16 protein-coding genes are annotated in these 20,303 nt (G+C 62.0%); 4 read left to right on the forward strand and 12 right to left on the reverse strand.

Features of this window, described 5'->3' with window-relative positions:
• Positions 1–493: 493 nt before the first annotated feature.
• A complete protein-coding gene (locus tag A7D21_RS27080) occupies positions 494–1,654 on the reverse strand; it encodes an AAA family ATPase (protein WP_053255768.1) in 1,161 nt (386 codons plus the stop codon).
• Positions 1,655–1,774: 120 nt separating this feature from the next.
• Between A7D21_RS27080 and A7D21_RS27085 the strand changes: the two genes are divergently transcribed.
• The 4 genes from A7D21_RS27085 (at position 1,775) to A7D21_RS27100 (ending at position 9,285) form a co-directional block, all read left to right on the forward strand.
• On the forward strand, positions 1,775–2,857 hold the full coding sequence (locus tag A7D21_RS27085; RefSeq protein ID WP_069553112.1) for an efflux RND transporter periplasmic adaptor subunit: 1,083 nt from the start codon (positions 1,775–1,777) through the stop codon (positions 2,855–2,857).
• Positions 2,854–3,924, forward strand: coding sequence for an efflux RND transporter periplasmic adaptor subunit (locus A7D21_RS27090; RefSeq protein ID WP_069553113.1), 1,071 nt, complete (start codon positions 2,854–2,856; stop codon positions 3,922–3,924). Before A7D21_RS27085 ends, A7D21_RS27090 begins: the two co-directional genes overlap by 4 nt.
• A complete protein-coding gene (locus A7D21_RS27095; protein WP_069553114.1) occupies positions 3,921–6,974 on the forward strand; it encodes an efflux RND transporter permease subunit in 3,054 nt (1,017 codons plus the stop codon). Before A7D21_RS27090 ends, A7D21_RS27095 begins: the two co-directional genes overlap by 4 nt.
• Positions 6,975–7,089: 115 nt before the next feature.
• On the forward strand, positions 7,090–9,285 hold the full coding sequence (locus A7D21_RS27100) for a glycoside hydrolase (protein ID WP_069553115.1): 2,196 nt from the start codon (positions 7,090–7,092) through the stop codon (positions 9,283–9,285).
• 109 nt (positions 9,286–9,394) lie between these two features.
• Here A7D21_RS27100 and A7D21_RS27105 read toward each other — a convergent pair whose 3' ends face one another.
• The 11 genes from A7D21_RS27105 to tcyJ all read right to left on the reverse strand — a co-directional run bounded on the left by A7D21_RS27105 (position 9,395) and on the right by tcyJ (position 20,164).
• Positions 9,395–10,021 carry a bifunctional 2-polyprenyl-6-hydroxyphenol methylase/3-demethylubiquinol 3-O-methyltransferase UbiG gene (locus A7D21_RS27105; protein ID WP_053255722.1) on the reverse strand — a complete coding sequence of 209 codons (627 nt, stop codon included), beginning with the start codon at positions 10,019–10,021 and terminating at the stop codon, positions 9,395–9,397.
• Between the two features lie 39 nt (positions 10,022–10,060).
• The gene (locus A7D21_RS27110; protein WP_016974994.1) at positions 10,061–10,705 is read right to left on the reverse strand and encodes a methionine ABC transporter permease; all 645 of its coding nucleotides are present in this window, start codon (positions 10,703–10,705) and stop codon (positions 10,061–10,063) included.
• Positions 10,695–11,810: a methionine ABC transporter ATP-binding protein gene (locus tag A7D21_RS27115; RefSeq protein WP_069553116.1), complete on the reverse strand. Its 1,116-nt coding sequence runs from the start codon at positions 11,808–11,810 to the stop codon at positions 10,695–10,697. The genes A7D21_RS27110 and A7D21_RS27115 overlap by 11 nt, the downstream gene beginning before the upstream one ends.
• 2 nt (positions 11,811–11,812) lie before the next feature.
• Positions 11,813–12,622, reverse strand: coding sequence for a MetQ/NlpA family ABC transporter substrate-binding protein (locus A7D21_RS27120; protein ID WP_053255724.1), 810 nt, complete (start codon positions 12,620–12,622; stop codon positions 11,813–11,815).
• A 145-nt stretch (positions 12,623–12,767) separates the two neighbouring features.
• Entirely contained in the window at positions 12,768–14,135 is a 1,368-nt protein-coding gene (locus A7D21_RS27125; RefSeq protein ID WP_069553117.1) for an LLM class flavin-dependent oxidoreductase, read from the reverse strand.
• A complete protein-coding gene (locus A7D21_RS27130; protein ID WP_053255726.1) occupies positions 14,135–15,328 on the reverse strand; it encodes an SfnB family sulfur acquisition oxidoreductase in 1,194 nt (397 codons plus the stop codon). Before A7D21_RS27130 ends, A7D21_RS27125 begins: the two co-directional genes overlap by 1 nt.
• Before the next feature lie 39 nt (positions 15,329–15,367).
• Entirely contained in the window at positions 15,368–16,609 is a 1,242-nt protein-coding gene (locus A7D21_RS27135) for an SfnB family sulfur acquisition oxidoreductase (protein WP_069553118.1), read from the reverse strand.
• A gap of 187 nt (positions 16,610–16,796) precedes the next feature.
• Complete coding sequence (locus tag A7D21_RS27140; RefSeq protein WP_069553119.1) at positions 16,797–17,582, reverse strand: hypothetical protein; 786 nt, start codon at positions 17,580–17,582, stop codon at positions 16,797–16,799.
• Between the two features lie 372 nt (positions 17,583–17,954).
• Positions 17,955–18,701, reverse strand: a complete 747-nt coding sequence (gene tcyN / locus A7D21_RS27145; protein ID WP_069553120.1) for an L-cystine ABC transporter ATP-binding protein TcyN — start codon at positions 18,699–18,701, stop codon at positions 17,955–17,957.
• Positions 18,702–18,704: 3 nt separating this feature from the next.
• Positions 18,705–19,370 (reverse strand): cystine ABC transporter permease, encoded by a 666-nt coding sequence (gene tcyL / locus A7D21_RS27150; protein WP_017135731.1) that lies wholly within the window; start codon positions 19,368–19,370, stop codon positions 18,705–18,707.
• The gene (tcyJ, locus tag A7D21_RS27155) at positions 19,370–20,164 is read right to left on the reverse strand and encodes a cystine ABC transporter substrate-binding protein (RefSeq protein WP_053255730.1); all 795 of its coding nucleotides are present in this window, start codon (positions 20,162–20,164) and stop codon (positions 19,370–19,372) included. The genes tcyL and tcyJ overlap by 1 nt, the downstream gene beginning before the upstream one ends.
• Positions 20,165–20,303: the final 139 nt, after the last annotated feature.

The following is a 20,303-nucleotide window of genomic DNA, read 5'->3' on the forward strand; positions in this document are numbered from 1 at the left end:
CTGACCCACCGCCTTCGCGAGCAAGCCCGCTCCCACAATGTTGACCGAGTTCAGTTGCCTGCACCGCAGTGCTCTGCTTTTCTGTGGGAGCTGGCTTGCCTGCGATGCAGACACCTCGGTACATCAGGCAAACCCAGTCGCAGACCCCATGCCAGCTCCCAGATTGACCCAATACAGTCTGAAGAGCAGCCCACCCTCTGCCTGATGTACCCAGTTCCAAATGTGGGAGCGGGCTTGCTCGCGAATGCGGTGGGTCAGTCACCCACTCCATCAACTGACACACCACTTCGCTTGTGCTTTTGATCTAACCACTCAGGTCGGCTGTCAGGCCGCCGTGCTTTGCTTTTGACTTTGATCTTAGGTGCCGAGTGGTGGGGCAAGAGCCCTTTGGTTACTTTGGGGCTTTTCCAAAGTGACCCGCCGTAAGGGCGGAACCCATTGCGGCCGTGACCCAAACAACGGATATGTACTCAGCGCCCCCCACAGTCACCCTCTATTCCGGCCAATGCCACGCCGGCGCATCCAAAACCCCTTGCCCCACAATCCGCGTCTCGCCCAGCACCTTCTCCAGCACAATCGAATGACACCCTTCATCCTGCTGCAGCGCTGCAATCAACCGACTGGCATGGGATACCACCCACACCTGGCACTGCTGTGACGCCTGGATAATCAAGCGCGCCAGCGCCGGCAGCAAATCCGGGTGCAGGCTGGTCTCCGGCTCGTTCAGCACCATCATCGTGGGCGGCCGGGGCGTCAGCAGCGCGGCAACCAGCAGCAGATAACGCAAGGTGCCGTCCGACAACTCCGCGGCCGACAGCGGCCGCAGCAAACCTTCCTGATAAAATTCAAGCGCGAAACGCCCGCCTTGCAGCGGTTGGATATTCAAGCGCGCTCCGGGGAACGCATCGCTCACCGCGCGCTGCAAGGCCTCGGGGTCGCCAATCTCTCGAATGGTCTGCAACGCGGCTGCCAGGTCGCGCCCGTCGTGATGCAACACCGGCGTGCGCGTGCCCAGTTGTGGCTGGCGCACGGGCGCATCGACGTCGCTGCGAAAGTGATCATAAAACCGCCAGCCCCGGATGCTTTCGCGCAGCAGCAACACCTCCGGCGAGCCGCGCAGGTTGCCGACCTGGTCGAACAGGCTGTGGTAATTCGGTGTGTGCTGAGCCAACACGTCCCAGGCACGTCCTTCACGTGCTCGCACCATCGGCCCGGAACGCTGCACCAGCAGGCTGGCCGGGCGGTAGAGGTGGCCAGCCCAGATGCATTCCTTCTTCACTTCCGGGTCCAGGGAAAAATACGACTGGGTTTTTTCCGGCAGGCCCAGGGAGATCGCATAGCTGAAGTCCTCCCCGGCAAACCCCAGGCGCAGGCGTTTGACGCCTTGGCGTACCATGGGCTCCACCGGCACCTCGCCATTGCGCATGCGCCGGCTGATGGTTTCCGGCCCGGCCCAGAAGGTCGAGTCCAACCCGCCCTCACGGGCCAGCGCATTGATCACCCCGCCTTGGGCGGTTTCCGCCAGCAGCCGCAGGGCGCGATACAGGTTGGACTTACCGCTGCCATTGGGGCCGGTGACCAGGTTCAGCCGGTCCAGGGGCACCACCAACTTATTGATCGAGCGATAATTGGCTACTGCGAGGGTTTTCAGCATGTGCATTCAGTCTGCAGGGGAACCCTTGGAGTATGGGTTCCTGCCGGCAGATAAGGAACCCTGATCTAAGCTCACAGTCGCATACAAACTGGCACATCGCGTCACGCAAAAGGAGCCTGCATGGGCGGTCGCACTTCAAGAGTTGTACTCAGCCTTGGCCTGTTGGCGCTGCTGAGTGGCTGTGGTCAGGAAAACACCGAACCCAAGGCGCATTCACGGGTATTTGTGCAGACCGTACAGTCGGCGGATTTTGCCGCAGCGGTCACGCTGACCGGTGACATCCAGGCCCGCGTACAAACCGATTTGTCCTTTCGGGTGGGCGGCAAGATCATCCAGCGCATGGTCGACGTGGGCGACCGCGTGACCGCCAAGCAAGTGTTGGCCAAGCTCGACCCCAAGGATTTGCAGACCAACGTCGATTCCGCCCAGGCCCAGGTCGTGGCCGAACAGGCGCGGGTCAAGCAGACCGCCGCCGCCTTCGTGCGCCAGGAAAAGCTCCTGCCCAAGGGCTACACCAGCCGCAGCGAATACGACGCTGCCCAGGCCGCGCTGCGCAGCAGTCAAAGTGCCCTGGCGGCGGCGCAAGCCCAACTGGCCAACGCCCGTGAGCAACTCGGCTATAGCGCGTTGATCGCCGATGCGCCCGGCGTGATTACCGCTCGCCAGGCCGAGGTCGGCCAGGTGGTGCAGGCCACTGTGCCGATTTTCAGCCTGGCCCGTGACGGTGAGCGCGATGCGGTGTTCAACGTGTACGAATCGCTGTTAGTGGAGCCGCCGCCTGACGCACCGATCACGGTCAGCCTGTTGGATAACCCGAGCATCAAGGTCCAAGGCAAGGTCCGTGAAGTCACCCCAGCCGTCGCGGCCAATACCGGCACCGTGCAAGTCAAGATTGCGTTGCAGGCGCTGCCCAAAGACATGCAGCTGGGTTCGGTGGTGAGCGCCACTGCGAATGGCCCGGCCAAGGCCAGTATCGAGCTGCCCTGGTCTGCGTTGACCAAAGACCTCAACGAGCCCGCTGTGTGGCTGGTCGATGGCGACGGCAAGGCGCAACTGCACAAGGTCACGGTGGCGCGTTACCTGACCGGCAAAGTGATTATCGGCGAGGGCCTTAAAGGCGGCGAAAAAGTCGTGGTGGCCGGCGGGCAATTGTTGCACCCCGGCATGCTTGTCGAGATCGCCCAGCCAGGAGCCCAGCCATGAAACACCTGACGGCTCTACTCGCCACCAGCCTGTTGCTGGTCGCCTGCTCCAAGCAAGAACCGCCGCCCGAACCGGTGCGCCCGGTGTTATCGATGGAAGTCAAAGCCGAAGACCAGGAAAACCTCGGGCGCTTCGCCGGTACGATCCAGGCGCGTTATGAAAGCAATCTGGGTTTCCGCGTGCCCGGCCGTATTGCCCGTCGCGCCGTGGACGTCGGTGCCGAGGTGGAGAAGGGCGCCTTGCTCGCCGTTCTCGACCCCACCGACCAGCAGAACCAGTTGCGCGCCGCCCAAGGCGACCTCGCCCGTGTGCAGGCGCAATTTATCAATGCCCAGGCCAACGCCCGCCGCCAACAAGCGTTGTTCGACCGTGGCGTCGGCGCCCAGGCCCAGTTGGACGTGGCCCAGACCGACCTTAAAACCACCCAGGCCACGCTCGACCAGGCCAAGGCCTCGGTCAACCAGGCCAAAGACCAGCTCACTTACGCCGAACTGCGCACTGACCACGCCGGTGTTGTCACCGCGTGGAATGCCGAGGCCGGTCAAGTGGTCAGCGCCGGCCAGCAGGTGGTGACTCTGGCCCGCCCGGATATCAAGGAAGCGGTGATCGACCTGCCCGCCGGCCTCGCCGAGCGCTTGCCCGCCGATGTGGTGTTTCTGGTCGCCGGGCAACTCGACCCAAACGTCAACACCACCGCCATCGTGCGCGAAATCGAGCCTCAGGCCCAAAGTGCCACGCGCACCCGTCGCGCACGGCTGACCCTGGCCGAGACGCCGCCGGCGTTTCGCCTGGGAACCGCGATCAGCGTGACCTTGAGCAGCGCGATTGCGCCACGTATCGAACTGCCTGTCAGCGCGTTGCAGGACGTTGGCGGCAAAACCCGCATCTGGCTGCTCGATACCCAAAGCCAGACCGTGCAACCGCGTGACGTCACCGTGATCAGCCGGGACGCCGACAGCGCCTTGCTCAATGGCGGCGTCAAACCCGGCGAACGCATCGTCACCGCCGGTGTGAACAGCCTGAAAGCCGGGCAAAAAGTCAAAATCGACGAGGACAGCCCGCGATGAAAGGGAGCTTCAACTTATCCGACTGGGCCCTCAAGCATCAGTCCTTCGTCTGGTACCTGATGTTCGTCGCGCTGCTGATGGGCGTGTTCTCCTACATGAACCTTGGCCGTGAGGAAGACCCCTCGTTCACCATCAAAACCATGGTGATCCAGACCCGCTGGCCCGGTGCGACCCAGGAAGAAACCCTCAAGCAGGTCACCGACCGCATCGAGAAAAAACTCGAAGAACTCGACGCCCTCGACTACGTGAAAAGCTACACGCGGCCGGGCGAATCCACGGTATTCGTGTTTCTCAAGGACACCACCAGCGCCAAGGCCATCCCGGAGATCTGGTACCAGGTGCGCAAGAAGATCGACGATATTCGCGGCACATTCCCCCAGGGTTTGCAGGGGCCGTCGTTCAACGATGAGTTCGGTGACGTGTTCGGTTCGGTGTACGCCTTTACTGGCGATGGCCTGTCGATGCGCCAGTTGCGCGACTACGTGGAACAGGTATGTGCCGAGATCCGTTCGGTGCCGGGGTTGGGCAAGGTCGAGATGATCGGCCAGCAGGACGAAGTGATTTACCTGAATTTCTCCACGCGCAAACTCGCGGCACTGGGGATTGATCAGCGCCAGGTCGTGCAAAGCCTGCAATCACAGAACGCGGTGACCCCCGCCGGGGTCATCGAGGCCGGGCCGGAGCGGATCTCGGTGCGCACCTCGGGCCAGTTCGCCTCGGAGAAGGACTTGGCGGACGTTAACCTGCGGCTCAATGACCGTTTCTACCGTTTGGCGGATATCGCCGACATCAGCCGTGGCTATGTCGACCCGGCGCGGCCGCTGTTCCGTTTTAACGGCCAGCCGGCGATCGGCTTGGCCATCGCCATGCAGAAGGGCGGCAATATCCAGTCGTTCGGCAAGGCCCTGCACACGCGCATGGATGAGCTGACCGCCGACCTGCCGGTAGGCGTCGGCGTGCACAAAGTGTCCGACCAGGCGGAAGTGGTCGAGGAGGCGGTTGGCGGCTTTACCAGCGCCTTGTTTGAAGCGGTCATCATCGTCCTGGTGGTGAGCTTTATCAGCCTCGGTATGCGTGCCGGGTTGGTGGTGGCGTGTTCGATCCCGTTGGTGCTGGCGCTGGTGTTCGTGTTCATGGAGTACAGCGGCATCACTATGCAGCGGGTGTCGCTGGGCGCCTTGATCATCGCCCTCGGCCTGTTGGTGGACGATGCGATGATTACCGTGGAGATGATGATCACGCGCCTGGAAAAAGGCGAAACCAAGGAGCAGGCAGCGACGTACGCCTACACCTCGACCGCCTTCCCGATGCTTACCGGCACGTTGGTGACGGTGGCCGGTTTCGTGCCAATCGGCCTCAATGCCAGTTCGGCGGGCGAATACACCTTCACCCTGTTCGCGGTGATTGCCGTGGCGATGCTGGTGTCGTGGGTGGTGGCGGTGCTGTTTGCGCCGGTGATTGGGGTGCATATCCTCAGTGCCAATGTGAAACCGCATAACGCCGAGCCAGGGCGCATCGGCCGCGCGTTCAATGGCGGCATGCTGTGGGCGATGCGCAACCGCTGGTGGGCCATCGGCATCACCGTGGGCCTGTTCGTGGCGTCGGTGTTCTCCATGCAGTTTGTGCAGAACCAGTTCTTCCCGTCGTCGGACCGCCCGGAAATCCTCGTCGACCTCAACCTGCCGCAAAACGCCTCGATCAACGAAACGCGCAAAGCGGTCGACCGCCTGGAAGCCATCATCAAGGATGACCCGGACATTGCCCGCTGGAGCACCTATATCGGTCAGGGCGCGATTCGTTTCTACCTGCCCCTCGACCAGCAATTGGAAAACCCGTACTACGCCCAGTTGGTCATCGTCAGCAAAGGCCTGGAAGCTCGCGGCGCCTTGATTGCGCGCCTGCAAAAACGCCTGCGTGATGACTTTGTCGGTATCTCCAGCTATGTGCAGCCATTGGAAATGGGCCCACCGGTAGGCCGGCCCATTCAGTATCGGGTCTCCGGTAAAGACATTGACCAGGTGCGTAAACACGCGATTGAACTGGCAACCTTGCTGGATCAGAACACCCACTTGGGCGAGATCATCTACGACTGGAACGAGCCCGGCAAAGTGCTGCGCGTGGACATCGCCCAGGACAAGGCGCGGCAACTCGGGCTGTCGTCGGAAGACGTGGCGCAGTTGATGAACAGCGTGGTCAGCGGCGCCTCGGTCACCCAGGTGCACGACGATATCTACCTGATCAACGTGGTCGGCCGCGCCGAGGATGCCGAACGCGGCACGCCGGAAACCTTGCAGAACCTGCAGATCGTCACGCCCAACGGCACCTCGATTCCATTGCTGGCTTTTGCCACCGTGCGCTATGAGCTTGAGCAACCGTTGGTATGGCGCCGCGACCGCAAGCCGACGATCACGATCAAGGCATCGGTGCGCGATGAGATGCAGCCGACCGACCTGGTCAAGCAGTTGGCGCCGACGATCGAAAAATTCAGCGCCGGATTGCCGGTGGGTTACACGGTCGCCACCGGCGGCACCGTGGAAGAAAGCGGCAAGGCCCAGGGCCCGATCGCCAAAGTGGTGCCGTTGATGCTGTTTTTGATGGCCACCTTCCTGATGATCCAGTTGCACAGCGTGCAGAAGATGTTCCTGGTGGCGAGTGTTGCGCCGCTCGGCCTGATTGGTGTGGTGCTGGCACTGATTCCCACCGGCACGCCCATGGGGTTTGTGGCGATCCTCGGCATTCTCGCGCTGATCGGCATCATCATCCGCAACTCGGTGATTCTAGTGACGCAGATCGACGCCTACGAGCGCGACGGCTACACGCCGTGGGATGCCGTGGTGGAAGCCACCGAGCACCGACGCCGACCGATCCTGCTGACGGCGGCGGCGGCGAGTCTGGGCATGATCCCGATTGCGCGGGAAGTGTTCTGGGGGCCGATGGCGTACGCGATGATTGGCGGGATCATTATCGCCACGTTGCTGACGCTGCTGTTCCTGCCGGCGCTTTATGTGGCCTGGTACAAAATTCGTGAGCCCAAAGACCATCAGGCCTGACCCGCGAGGCCTTCCTGCGAGGGTGTAGGAAGGCTCCTGGAAACACTTTCCCTACAGTTGCCGGGCGCCAAGTGTTTTACCCTCCGGGCCTGATCCCGTTTGGAAGACCTGTGCCATGCGCCCTTTTGTGTTGGTTTGTTGCCTGTTGCTGTCTCCGCTGACGTACGCGGGGACGGTGCTGGAAAACGCCTTGTGGCGCGTCGAACTCGACCCCGCCACGTTGGCGCTGCGCGTCACGCCGGCAGGCGAGGCGCCCGTGCAAGCCTCCAGCGGCGTGGCGGCGCAGGTTGTCAGCGATATGCAGGCGGGCACTGAACAGGCGGCCTGGCAATGGGACAGCGGCGCCTATCGTCTGACGGCTCGCCTTGAGCAGCGCGACCTTGCCGTGACCATCAGCGCCCGCGAGCCGGGTACATTGCCGCTGCTGCGCCAACCCGCCGAGGCCATGGGCCAAGGGTTGATCTGGCCCTTGGCCGAAGGGCACTACGTGCCCGCAGGTAACCCCGTATGGAACGCGTTTTTGCTCGAACAGGGCGAGCTCAACACCACGCAGGACTTGAGCCTGCCGTTATGGGGCGTGGATCACGGGCGCTTTACGCTGAGTTGGTTGCTGACCAACCCCTATAACAATCACCTGGTGTGGCAAGCCGACGGAAAAGGCCTGGCGCTGCTGGCATCCCATACGTTCACCGCACTGGAGCCCAGCGCGCCGATGACCCTGCGCCTGCACCTGGGCGACGCCGACCCGTTGGCCGGTGCCAAGCGCTATCGCCAGTGGCTGGTGGAGCAGGGGCGTTATGAACCGTTGACGGACAAGCTGCGGCAAACGCCTGAAGCGCAAAAGCTGCTGGGGGCCAGCCAAGTCTATCTGTGGGGTAATGAGCTGTTGGGGGCGGATGATGTGCGTGATTGGCCGCTGCTGGTGAAAGTGCTGCGCGGCCACGAACTCAAGGGCTTGCTGGATAAAGAGGCCACGCAAGTGCTGGCGCAGTCCGCTGCGTTGGACCGCTATCAAAAGACGGTGCTGTTGCGTGGCCTCAACGCGGCAATCAATAAAAAGGCCCGGCAAACCTGGCAGGCTACCGAGGAGCCGGACATGCTCAAGCTCGCTGATGGCTATGGCGCACTGCGCCGTGAGCTGGCGACGGCGTTCAGCGGCGCGCTGCGTGACGGCCCTGAAACCTGGGGCAGCACGCTCTCGGCCAAGACCCTGAAGTCCCTGCAAGACGCTGGGCTCCCGCGCCTGCTGCTGGCCTTGGGCGACGGTTGGGAAGGTGGCCTGTGGCATCCCGAAGCGATTCAGGCGGGCGTCAACGCCGGTTACCTCATGGCACCGTACGATTCCTATGAAACGGCGTTATCCACCACCGAAAACCCGGACTGGACCACCGCCCACCTGGGCAGCAAGGCTTACCGCGAGTGTGCCATCGTGTTGAAGGACGGCAAGCTCAAGACCGGCTTCCAGCAATCGGGCCACTACACCGATCCACGCTGCGTTCGGCCATTGCTGGAAGCCCGGGTGAAGGCCGTGCAGGCCAAGGCAGGGTTCAACGCCTGGTTCCTCGATGCCTACGCCACCAGCATGGTCTTCGACAGCTATCGTAACGGCGCCCCAATGACCCAGGCGCAAAACGCCGAGGGCAATATCGACGCGTCGCGCTGGATCAACACCGCGCTCAAGCTGCCCGCCGGCTCCGAAGACGGCAACGCCATCACGGCCCAGGGCATCCTGTTCGCCCACGGGATGCAGACGCCCGTGATCGGCTGGGGTGACCACGCGATGACTCAGGACAAGCAGTCGCCCTATTACGTGGGCAACTGGTACCCGCCGGAGCAACCCGCGGTGTTCTTCAAGTCCGTGCCGTTGAAAGAGCCGTTTCGTACGGTGTACTTCGAGCCGACGATGCGTTTGCCGTTGTACCAGGCGGTGTTCCACGGGTCGGTCATCACCACCCACCACTGGCTGTTCGATAGCCTCAAGCTGAGCAATGTGCAGGCTGCAAACGAGCTGACTCAACTGCTGTACAACGTGCCGCCGCTGTACCACCTCAGCGCGGCGACGCTTAAGCAGCGGCTGCCGGTGATCCAGCGGCAGGACCGGTTTTTCCGGCCATTGCATCAGCGCTTGGCGACTCAGGCGATGACCGATTTCCGTTGGTTGACGGCGGACAAGCAGGTGCAGCAGACCACGTTTGCCGATGGCACGCGGTTAGTGGTGAATTTTGCTGCCGAGGAGCACCAGGGCTATGCCGCCCGCAGTGTGACCGCGTTGGTAGTGGGGGAAAAACCGCTGGTGTATCAGGTGCAGTAGCGCTGCCGGTCAAACCGCTATCGCAGGCACGCCAGCTCCCACAGGCAAATGCATTTCAACCGGAGGGAGCGGGCTTGCTCGCGAAGGCGTCAGCCCTGGCAACAAACATCTATAACGTGCGCCACACGCTCGCCAACCAAGGCTGCTGTTCCCGTGGCAACCCGGCGGGCCGGTAATAATGCTCCAGCTCCACAAACCCGGCCGCCGTGAGTAAACCCTGCCACGCCGCCAGGTCGTGGTAAGACCCGTACCGAGGCCCATTCCAGCCTTCCTGGTTTTCACCGCGAGGGTTGGAGCTGAACAGCACGCCGCCCTGTTTCAAGGCGCCATGTAGTTGCTTGAGGATGCGCGGTAATTCCTGCTTGGGGATATGAAACAACACCGCGTTGGCAAACACGCCATCAAATCGCCCGGCAGGCAAATCCAGCTTCAGGAAATCCTGCTGCAACACCTCACAACCACTGTCATCGCGGGCCATCTGCGCAAAGCGCTCGGAGCCATCCAGCCCCACTGCAATGTGCCCCATGCGGGTAAACGTCTGCAGATCGCGCCCCGGCCCGCAGCCGAAATCCAGCAGGGTAAACGGTGGCGTGCCGTGGATATGCCGCAGCAAGGCGTCGATGTTCTGGCTCACATCGTGATCGCGGGTGCCTTCACGGAAGTCCTCGGCCACCTGGTTGTAGTGGCCGAGCGTGGTGGACGTGATCTGGTCGAGGTCGTCGGGCTTAAGGGTCATGACGGGGAATACCGGGTACTGAGATAGCCCGACTATACCTCACCGCTTGTTGAGCACTCGCGCCAGGCGATCGCCCCCCAGCTGAATCACGGCCACCAGAATCACCAGCAGCACGATCACCGTCAGCATGATCTGTGTATCAAACCGCTGATAGCCATAGCGGTAGGCAATATCACCCAGGCCTCCCGCGCCGATCGCGCCAGCCATGGCCGACGAGTTGATCATCGTCACCAGCGTAATCGTAAACCCGCCGACGATTCCTGGCAGCGCTTCCGGCAACAACACGTGCCAGATGATATGCCAGCGTCGGCAGCCCATGGCTTGTGCGGCTTCGATCAAACCGTGGTCGACTTCACGCAAACTGACCTCGGCGATCCGGGCAAAGAATGGCGTGGCGGCGATGGTCAGCGGCACCACGGCCGCCCATACGCCATAGGTGGTGCCGACGATCAGCCGGGTAAACGGGATCAGCGCCACCATCAGGATCAAAAACGGAATGGAGCGGAACAGATTGACGAACGCCCCCAGCACGCGGTTCAGCGCGGGTGCCTGGTAGATCCCGCCCTTGTCGCTGGTGACCAGAAACACCGCCAGCGGAATGCCCACCAGCAATGCAATCAGTGACGACACGCCGACCATCAACAAGGTATCGATGGCGCCCTGCACTAAACGATCAAACCACATAACCGAGCACCTCCACGTGTTGCGCCCAACGCCCGGCGCGATTGCGCAATTCTTCAGCGTTGTGGGGCGAGCCATTCACCGCCAGCAGCAACTGCCCGAGGGCATGACCCTGAATGCGTTCCACACCGCCTTGCAGCAAGCGCACACGCCCGCCGAGGGCGTTGAACAGCGCGGCCAGGTCGGGTTCGTCGCTGGCGCTGCCGGTCAACTGCAAGCGCAGCACCAGTGCCGCGTCGGCAGATGGCCGGGTCAGTTGCAAGCGGCTTTGCAGTTCGTCCGGCAACCCGTGTTGCAGCGGCGCCAACAGGGTTTTGCTGACCTCGTGCTGCGGGTTGCCGAACACTTGCCACACCGGGCCTTGCTCCACGATGCGGCCGTGTTCCAGCACCACCACGCGGTCGCAGATTTCGCGAATCACCGCCATTTCATGGGTGATCAACACAATGGTCAGCCCCAGGCGCCGGTTGATCTTGCGCAGCAGGCCGAGGATCGATTGCGTGGTTTCCGGGTCGAGCGCCGAGGTGGCTTCGTCGCACAGCAGAATCTGCGGGTCGTGCACCAGCGAGCGGGCGATGCCCACGCGCTGTTTCTGCCCGCCGGAGAGCTGCGCCGGGTAGGCCTTGTGCTTGTCCTTGAGGCCCACCAGCTCGAGCAGCTCGCGGACCTTTTGCTCGCGTTGCAGCTTGGGCACACCGGCCACTTTCAGCGGCAACTCGACGTTTTGCCACACGGTCTTGGCCGACATCAGGTTGAAGTGCTGGAAGATCATGCCGATACGCCGACGCAACGCCACCAGTCGGTCTTCGTCGTACTCGCCGATGTCCACCTGATCGATCAACACCCTGCCGCTGCTGGGTTGCTCCAGGCGATTGATGGTGCGGATCAGCGACGACTTGCCGGCGCCGCTGCGGCCGATGATGCCGAACACTTCACCGCGCTGGATCGCCAGGTCAATGCCTTGCAAGGCCTGCACGGTGCCGTCATAGGTTTTGCCCAGGTTGATAAAACGCACATGGGCGCGGTTCAAGTCGGGGTGCAGTTCTGTCTGCTCGGCGTGCCTGGGCGGTAAGCCCAGGTCGCGCAGTTGCGTGTTGGCGGCGCTCATATTCAGCCTTCCCAGCCGACTTGGTAGAGCTTGCCGAGGGATTTATCCAGGGCCGCGCGCACCACCGGCGAGTGCTGGTAGATGTCGACGAACTTGATCACGCGCGGATCGGTTTTACTCTTGGGCTGGACGACAAACTGGATCACGTACTCCGGGTGGTCGAGGCCGTCGAACAGCAGTGCCGACTCGGCATCGAAGGTTTTGGACAGGCGGATATACGCCGGGTAGCCCTGCACCAGATCGGCGTCGTCATAGGCGCGCACCAGCTGCACGGCTTCTACCTGCAGGATTTTGATCTTCTTCGGGTTGGCGATGATGTCTTCTTCAGTGGCCTTGTAGCCCACCCCCGGCTTGAGGGTGATCAAGCCCGCTTTGGCCAGCAGTTGCAGGCCGCGACCACTGTTGATCGGGTCGTTGGCAATCGCCACGCTGGCGCCTTGAGGCAGGTCGTTGAAGCTTTTGTACTGCTTCGAATACAGCCCGACGTTGTTGATGATGCCGGGCGCATACGGCTCCAGCTTGAAGCCGGCGGCGGCCTTGGCGTTTTCCAGGAACGGGATGTGTTGGAAGTAGTTCACGTCGATATCGCCGGCCGCCAGGCTCACGTTGGGAGCGATCCAGTCGGTGAACTCCACCAGCTCGACTTTCAGGCCTTGCTTACCGGCTTCTGCCACGGCGGCTTCCAGGGGGATCGCGAACGCGGCGGTGGTGCCGACTTTCAGCGGCGCATCGGCAGCAAACACGGCCGAGCTCAATAATCCGAGGGTCAGGGCCAGTGCTTTGACTGGGTGGGTGAGCAGGGTCTTTTTCATGATCGGTTTCCAGTCATAAGAGAGTCGGTCAAACAATGAGGTTCTAATGCGGGAGCGGGCTTGCTCGCCTAAGCGGTGGGTCAGCAAACGAATCTGGTGACGGAATCACCGCATTCGCGAGCAAGCCCGCTCCCACAGTTTTGGTTCAGTGTCGGTAGGTCGATCCGGTGTGTTGTTCGGGTAACCGCGCCGTGCCCTGGAAGACTTTTTCGCGCAGCGTTCCTTGCGCGTAGGCGGTCTTGTACGACCCGCGCCGCTGCAACTCCGGCACCACCAGGTCGATAAAGTCGACATAGCTTTCCGGCGTCACAATGCGCGTCAGGTTGAAGCCATCCAGCCCGGTTTCGCTGATCCACGATTCCAGTTCATCAGCCACGTGCTCGGGTGAACCGACCAGGGTGATGTAGCGCCCGCCGAGGGCGTGTTGCTCAAGCAACTTGCGCCGGGTCCAGTCGTTGTTTTGCAGGTTCTTGGTGGCCGACTGGATCGCGTTGCTTTTCACGTACTGGATCGGTTCATCGATGTCGTATTGGGCAAAATCAATCGCCGTCGACGCGGAAAAATGCGCCACGCCGGCTTCAGGGCTGGCGTAGCTCAAGTACTCGGCGTGCTTGGCCCAGGCCAGTTCGTGCGTGGCGCCAACAATCACGTTGAGGCCCATGAACACCTTGATGTCATCCGGGTTGCGTCCGGCTTCGGCGGCGCTGGCGCGTACCTTGTCGACCTGGATTTTGGTCGCCGCCTTGTTCTGCCCGCTGATGAACACACACTCGGCATGTCGCCCGGCAAACAGCAGGCCACGGTCTGAACTGCCGGCCTGGAACAGCACCGGTGTGCGCTGTGGCGACGGCTCGCAGAGGTGATAACCCTCCACTTGATAGAACTCGCCATGGTGCTCGACCTTGTGCACCTTGCCCGGCTGCGCGTAGACCCGTTGCTGCGGATCATTGATGACCGCATCGTCTTCCCAGCTGCCTTCCCAGAGTTTGTACAGCACCTGCAGGTACTCGTCGGCCTGGTCGTAACGCCGGTCATGCTCGACCTGTTCGGTAAGGCCCATGGCCTTGGCGGCGCTGTCGAGGTAACCGGTGACGATATTCCAGCCGACCCGGCCACGGCTCAGGTGGTCGAGCGTGGACATGCGCCGGGCGAACAGATAAGGCGGTTCGTAGGTCAGGTTGGCAGTGAGGCCGAAGCCGAGGTTTTTGGTCACGGCGGCCATGGCCGAGACGAGCAGCAGCGGGTCATTGACCGGCAGTTGGATCGACTCTTTGAGCGGCACGTCGATGGAATTCTGGTAGACGTCGTACACGCCGACGATGTCGGCGATGAACAGGCCGTCGAACAGCCCACGCTCCAGGGTCTGCGCCAGTTCGGTCCAGTATTCGACGGTTTTATACTGCGTCGAGGTGTCCCGTGGGTGAGTCCACAAACCGTGGTTGATATGCCCGATGCAATTCATGTTGAACGCATTGAGCAGGATTTTTTTCTTTGGGTTTACCGGCAGGCTCATCAGATAGTCCCCCGCAGTGGCGGGTTTTCATCGTTGAGGTAGTAATTGCCCACTGCGTGGTACTTCCAGCGCACCGGGTCATGCAGGGTGTGCACCCGGGCATTGCGCCAGTGGCGGTCGAGGCCGTGTTCGGCCAGGGTCGCCTGGCTGCCGGCCAGTTCGAACAGGGTGCTGCCGGCGGCCAGGGAAATTTCCGTGCTCAGGGCGCGCACTTCGGCGACGGCGATGGAGGCCGCCGCGACGTTCTCGGCCGTGCTGTCGGCCTGGGCGCGGTCGAGAAATTCGCCGGAGCGCTCCAGCAAGGCCTCGGTGGCATGCAGCCGAATGCTCAGGTGGCCGAAGCTTTTCAGGGTGAGCGGGTCTTCGGTGGCCTTGTCGTTGCCGGCGTCGATCCACGGGCGGGTCTTGGTGCGCACAAAGTGCAACGCATCTTCGAAGGCGGCGCGCGCGATGCCGGTGTCGATGGCGGCGTGAAGAATCTGTGCCAGCGGGCCGACGGTGGTCGGGCGCTCGAAAGCGCTCTGGAACGGGACCACGTCCTGCGCGGCGACCCACACATTATCGAACACGACGGAGCCGCTGCCGGTGGTGCGCTGGCCGAAGCCACTCCAGTCGTCGATCACCGTCAGGCCTTCGCTGTCGCGGGGCACAAACGCCAGTTGCTGCACGCCGTGCTCATCCACCACCGACGTCGGGATGCGTTGCGCGTAGATCGCGCCGGTGGCGTAGAACTTGCGGCCGTTGATGCGAAAACCATCGCCGTCACGGGTGAGGGCGGTCACGCGGTCGTGGGCGGTTTTGGTGCCCAGTTCCGCCAGGGCGTTGCCGAAACGCTGGCCGGCGAGCACTTCGGCGTACAGGCGGTGTTGCTGCGCGGGGCTGCCGTTCACGCGCAACACTTCAAGGGCGTAGAAGTGGTTTTGCGGGATCTGGCCCAATGAGGCGTCAGCCTGGGCGATCAGTGCAATGACCTTGGCCAGGGTGACAGTGGAGACGCCGGCACCGCCGTGTTCCTTCGGCACGCTGATGCCCCACAGACCGGAGCGGGAGAACACCTCCAGTTCGGGCAAGGGCAGGCGGCGCTCGCGGTCGCGCTGGGCGCTGTCGCGGCGCAAGTCTTCGGCCAGGTCGCTGGCGACAATGAGCGCTTGTTCGTCGCTGGTGATAACCGCGACGTTTGTAGAAAAAGTCATGTTTGCTCCAGAAGCTTGTAGAGAAAGTGTTCTGGTCGGTTAAATCCAGGAGTGACGAGCAGGCAACGTGCCGTTCAATCGATAGGCGCCGACGGCGTGATACTTCCAGCGCACCGGGTCGTGCAGGGTGTGCACGCGGGCGTTGCGCCAATGGCGGTCGAGGTTGAACTCGGCGAGGGTGGCGCGGCTGCCGGCCAGTTCGAAGAGCTTTTCGCTGACCAGCAGCGACACTTCGGTGGTCAGCACTTTCGCCTCGGCCACGGCAATCGAGGCCCGTGCGGCGGATTGCGCGGTGATGGGTGCCGCACTCACCTCGTCCAGCACCTTGCCGGCCTTGCGCAGCAGCGCTTCGGCGGCGTGCAGTTCGATTTTCAGCTTGCCGATATCGGCAATCACATACAGGTCATCGCTGGCGCGCTCGACCTTGGCGTCGATCCACGGGCGCGAGCGTTCACGCACGAAGGCGATGGTGTCGTCGAGGGCGCCACGGGCGATGCCGGCGTCGATGGCTGCCTGGATCAGTTGCGAGACGGCGCCCTGGATATTCGGGCTTTCGCCGATACGCCAGTTTTCGACGACCAGCTCCGCGTCTACCGCAACGTTGTCCAGCACTACAGTACCGCTGGCCGTGGTGCGCTGGCCAAACCCTGACCAGTCATCGACGATGCGCAGCCCTTCAGTGCCACGGCGTACAAAGGCCATGACCTGTTTGCCGTCATCATTCAACGCTTTGATGGCCACCCAATGGGCGAACAAGGCGCCGGTGGAGTAGAACTTCTGGCCGCTGATCACATAGCCGTCGCCTTCGGCGGTGAGGCGCGCCTTGAGCTCCAGGGTGTTTTTGGTGCCGCGTTCCGGGCCGCCATTGCCGATGCGCCAACCGTCGAGGACGTTTTGGAACAGCTGCTTTTTCTGGCGCTCGGTGGCGGTGCCCTGCAACAGGTACAGGATGCCGAAATGGTTCTGTGGGATCTGCCCGAGGGCCGGGTCCGCTGCGCTGATGATCGCAAAGACTTCAGCCAGGGTAACGAACGATACCTCTGGGCCGCCGTATGCACGGGGAATGGAAATACTGCCGAGCCCGCTACGGGTGAACTGCTCGAGCTGCGCCCATGGCAGCGTGCGCTGCTGGTCGCGTTTGGCCGCTTGCAGGCGCGCAGCCTGGGCCAGCTCAAACGCGGCGCTCAACGCCTCGGCATCGTTGCGCAGCACAGTGGCCGGCAACAGCAGTGGGGCTACGTCCAGATCATTCTGGGGGGGTGTTAGAGCCAAGTTAGACATCAGCGCCGCTCCTTGGCTGCACGTAATGCCCTGGCGTTATGCACCGGGGTAATTCTGACCATACCGACCTCGCATTCAATGAAATAAAAACAGAAAAATCAGAGATGTCCGGTGGTCCGGTGCATATACCCTAAGCGTGTTAAATTTTTTAATAAACTAACTTTTAGGAATATGCATAGAAGGGCAGTCACCCAGGCTCGCAGGGCGAACCGGGCTGGCGCGGTTGATAAGTCGACGCGGCCCTGGCCAGGCGGGTCGGCGCCTGTGGCACGCAGGCGGCGATCTTCAAGGTGCGCACCGGTGCCCAGCGCGAATTATTGCCGACGCGGTCGAGGATGCAGTACGTCACGTCCAGGCGGGCGTCGTCGCCCGCTTCGACAATCACCACTGACGGCACCCACACCTGCATCGGCAGGCCGACGCTTTCGGCCTGGATTGGCGGCAGGTCGAGGCGCGCGTCACCCCAACGCAAGGTAATCGCGTCGCCTATGGCCATGTTCAGGTAAGGCTCAATGGTCAGCGGGACACCCCGCCGTACCTGGCTGCTGTTGACGCCGTGACGTCGAATGGTGTCGGGCAGGCCCACCGGGGCGAGGTTCTGATTTTCGTCGCCCGAGAGTGCAGACGGCAGGCCACCCGGATAGCAGGTCTTTACTCCCACCTGGGCGATGGCCGAGCGTGCCGGGCCGTGGCCGACGTGCAGGACCTGGTAGTGAACCCGTGCCGCGCCATCCTGGATAAAACTTTCCGGGACGCGCAGACGGGTCGCTGTGCCGACCTTGCACGCGGTAATCCGACGCGAGTCGGCGAAGCAGTGGTTCCAGAACAGTTCGATCAGGTCGCCTTCCTCCATGCCGGGGTAGGGCGCGATATCCACCTGCAAGTGGGCGGCGGCGAGGGCATTGATGCCGTGCCGGTTAGCCTGGGGCAGGGTTGGGGCAGGAAGCAGGGTCGAGGTTGCAGTGCGCGTCATAAGTAATCTCCTTGATGCAGCCAGCAGCAATCGTTCCGGCGCCCGTGGCACGGATGTGCGCAGGGTGCCGAAAGGAACGATTCAGTGAATAGCCGGGATAGGATCCAATCCTCTGGGCGCTAGATAAGAGGGTTGGCCAACGGCCGTCAATGGCGGCAAAGGGCTAAACGGCGGGTTGGAGCAGATTCAGAACAAGCTGACGGGCAGGGGGATTTTAAGCAGGCTGTTGCGTGGACTTTTACGGATTGGAATGAGGATTTCTTGTAGGAACACCGTCCTGTGGACGCTGGCGTGCCTGCGGTGCAGGCACCCTGGTTTATCAGTCACACTGCGGTGATGCTATCGCAGGCACGCCAGCGCTCACACGGACGGTCAGTGGGCGAGAAATTTGCTCAGGAACTGCTGGGTGCGTTCTTCCTTGGGGTTGGCAAACAATGCCTTGGCGTCGCCCTGTTCCACGATCACGCCTTTGTCGAAGAAGATCACCCGGTTGGCCACATCCCGGGCAAAGCTCATTTCGTGGGTGACGATGACCATGGTGCGGTTTTCTTCGGCGAGGCTGCGGATAGTCGCCAGCACTTCGCCGACCAGCTCCGGGTCGAGGGCCGAGGTGGGTTCGTCGAACAGAATCACCTCCGGCTCCATGGCCAATGCGCGGGCAATCGCCACGCGCTGTTGCTGGCCACCGGACAAGCGTCGCGGGTACGCGTCTTCCTTGCCCGCCAGGCCGACCCTGGCCAGCAGCTTGCGGCCCAATTCGACGGCCGCTTCGCGCGGCATCTTCTTGACCACGATCGGGCCTTCGATGACGTTTTCCAGCGCGGTGCGGTGGGGGAACAGGTTGAAGTTCTGGAACACAAAACCCACGTGCTGGCGCAAACGCCGCACCAGGCTTTGTTGCTGGTTAAGCGGTTTGCTGCTGTCGATCTCGATGTCACCCACCTTGATGCGACCACTGGTGGGTTGTTCGAGGAAATTCAGGCAGCGCAGGAAGGTGGTTTTACCGGAACCGCTGGGGCCAATGATGGCGACGACTTCGCCTTCCTTGACCTCAAGGTCGATCCCGTTGAGCACCACCTGACCCTTGAATTGTTTGGTCAGTTTTTCAACCACGATCATGCTTCAAGACTCCAGGTCATGCCGGTTGACCCGGTCTTCCAGGCGATTTTGAAAATGCGCCAGGATGCTTGCCAGTATCCAGTAGATCAGGGCAGCGGAGAGGTACATGGTGAAGATTTCGAAAGTGCGCGCCGACACCAACTGAGCCTGGCGGAACAGTTCGGGCACCTGGATGGTGGCTGCCAGCGCCGTGTCCTTGACCAACGAAATAAAGCTGTTGCCCAGCGGCGGCAAGGCCGTGCGCATGGCCTGCGGCAGGATGGCCCGGCGCAACGTCTGCGCGCGGGTCATGCCGATACTGGCAGCCGCTTCCCACTGGCCGCGCTCGATGGAGCTGATTGCGGCGCGCAGGATTTCACAGGCATAGGCGGCCATGTTCAGCGAAAAGCCGATCATGGCGGCCGGGATCGGGTCCAGCTCGATGCCCACTTGCGGTAAGCCGTAGTAGATCAGGAACAGCTGCACCAGCAAGGGCGTGCCGCGAAAGAACGACACGTAGACGCGGGCGGTCCAGCTCAATAACTTGAAGCGCGACAAGCGCATCAAGGCCAGGCCGAAACCCAGCAGCAAGCCGAAAAACATTCCGCCCAGGCTAAGAATCACCGTGTAGTACGCGCCCTTGAGCAGAAAGGGCGCGGAGTCCAGCGCGAGTTGGAAACCTGCTTCCATTATTGAGTGACGTCAGCGTTGAAGTATTTCTCGGACAGCTTCTTCAAGGTGCCGTCGGCGCGCAGCTTGTCGAGGGCCTTGTTCACGGCGTCGAGCAGTTCAGGCTCGCCTTTGCGCAGGGCGATACCGGCTTCCTGGCGGGAGAAGGCATCACCAGCGGCGGCGGTGTCCGGGGCTTTTTTGGCGTATTCCAGGGCGGCCAGGCGGTCGATCAGGATGGCGTCGATGCGGCCGATGCGCAGGTCCTGGAACTTGGTTGGGTCATCGTTGTACGTCTTGATGATGGCTTTGGGTTGGTTGTCCTTGAGCCATTGCTCGTAGTTGGTGCCCAGGCCTACACCGACTTTCTTGCCGGCCAGGTCGTCGGCGGTTTTGATGGTGTCGACGTTTTTCTTCAGCACCAGCGCCTGGATACCGGAAACGGTGTAAGGCTTGGAGAAGTCATACTTTTTCTTGCGCTCTTCGGAGATGGTCACTTGGTTGACCACCGCGTCCAGGCGCTTGGATTCGAGGGCGGCGAGGATGCCGTCCCACGGTGTGGCTTGCAGCTTGACCTTGACGCCCAGCTCCTTGGCCAGCGCTTCGGACAGCTCGACTTCGAAACCGCTGAGCTTGCCGCTTTCATCGACAAAGCTGAAGGGCGGGTAGGTGCCTTCCAGGCCGATCTTGATTTCGCCCGCCTTCTTGATGGTGCTCAGCTGCTCGCCGGCAACCGCCTGGCCCAGCCAACCGGCCCCAAGAGTCAGGCCCAATGTGCCCACCAGCAATGTGCGACGCAATACAGAAATAGTCATGAAGAGCCCCTGTGTTTTTATGTTGAGCGAAGCAGGTGACGCGGTAGTCGTATCCTGCCTTAAAGCGCGAAGCGCGTCTTCGCCTTCGGCGCGACTATAAAGCGAGTTTTTAAGACTTGAAAATAATATAAATCTAATT

Source organism: Pseudomonas sp. AP19 (genome assembly GCF_001728855.1).
GTDB lineage: Bacteria > Pseudomonadota > Gammaproteobacteria > Pseudomonadales > Pseudomonadaceae > Aquipseudomonas > Aquipseudomonas fluorescens.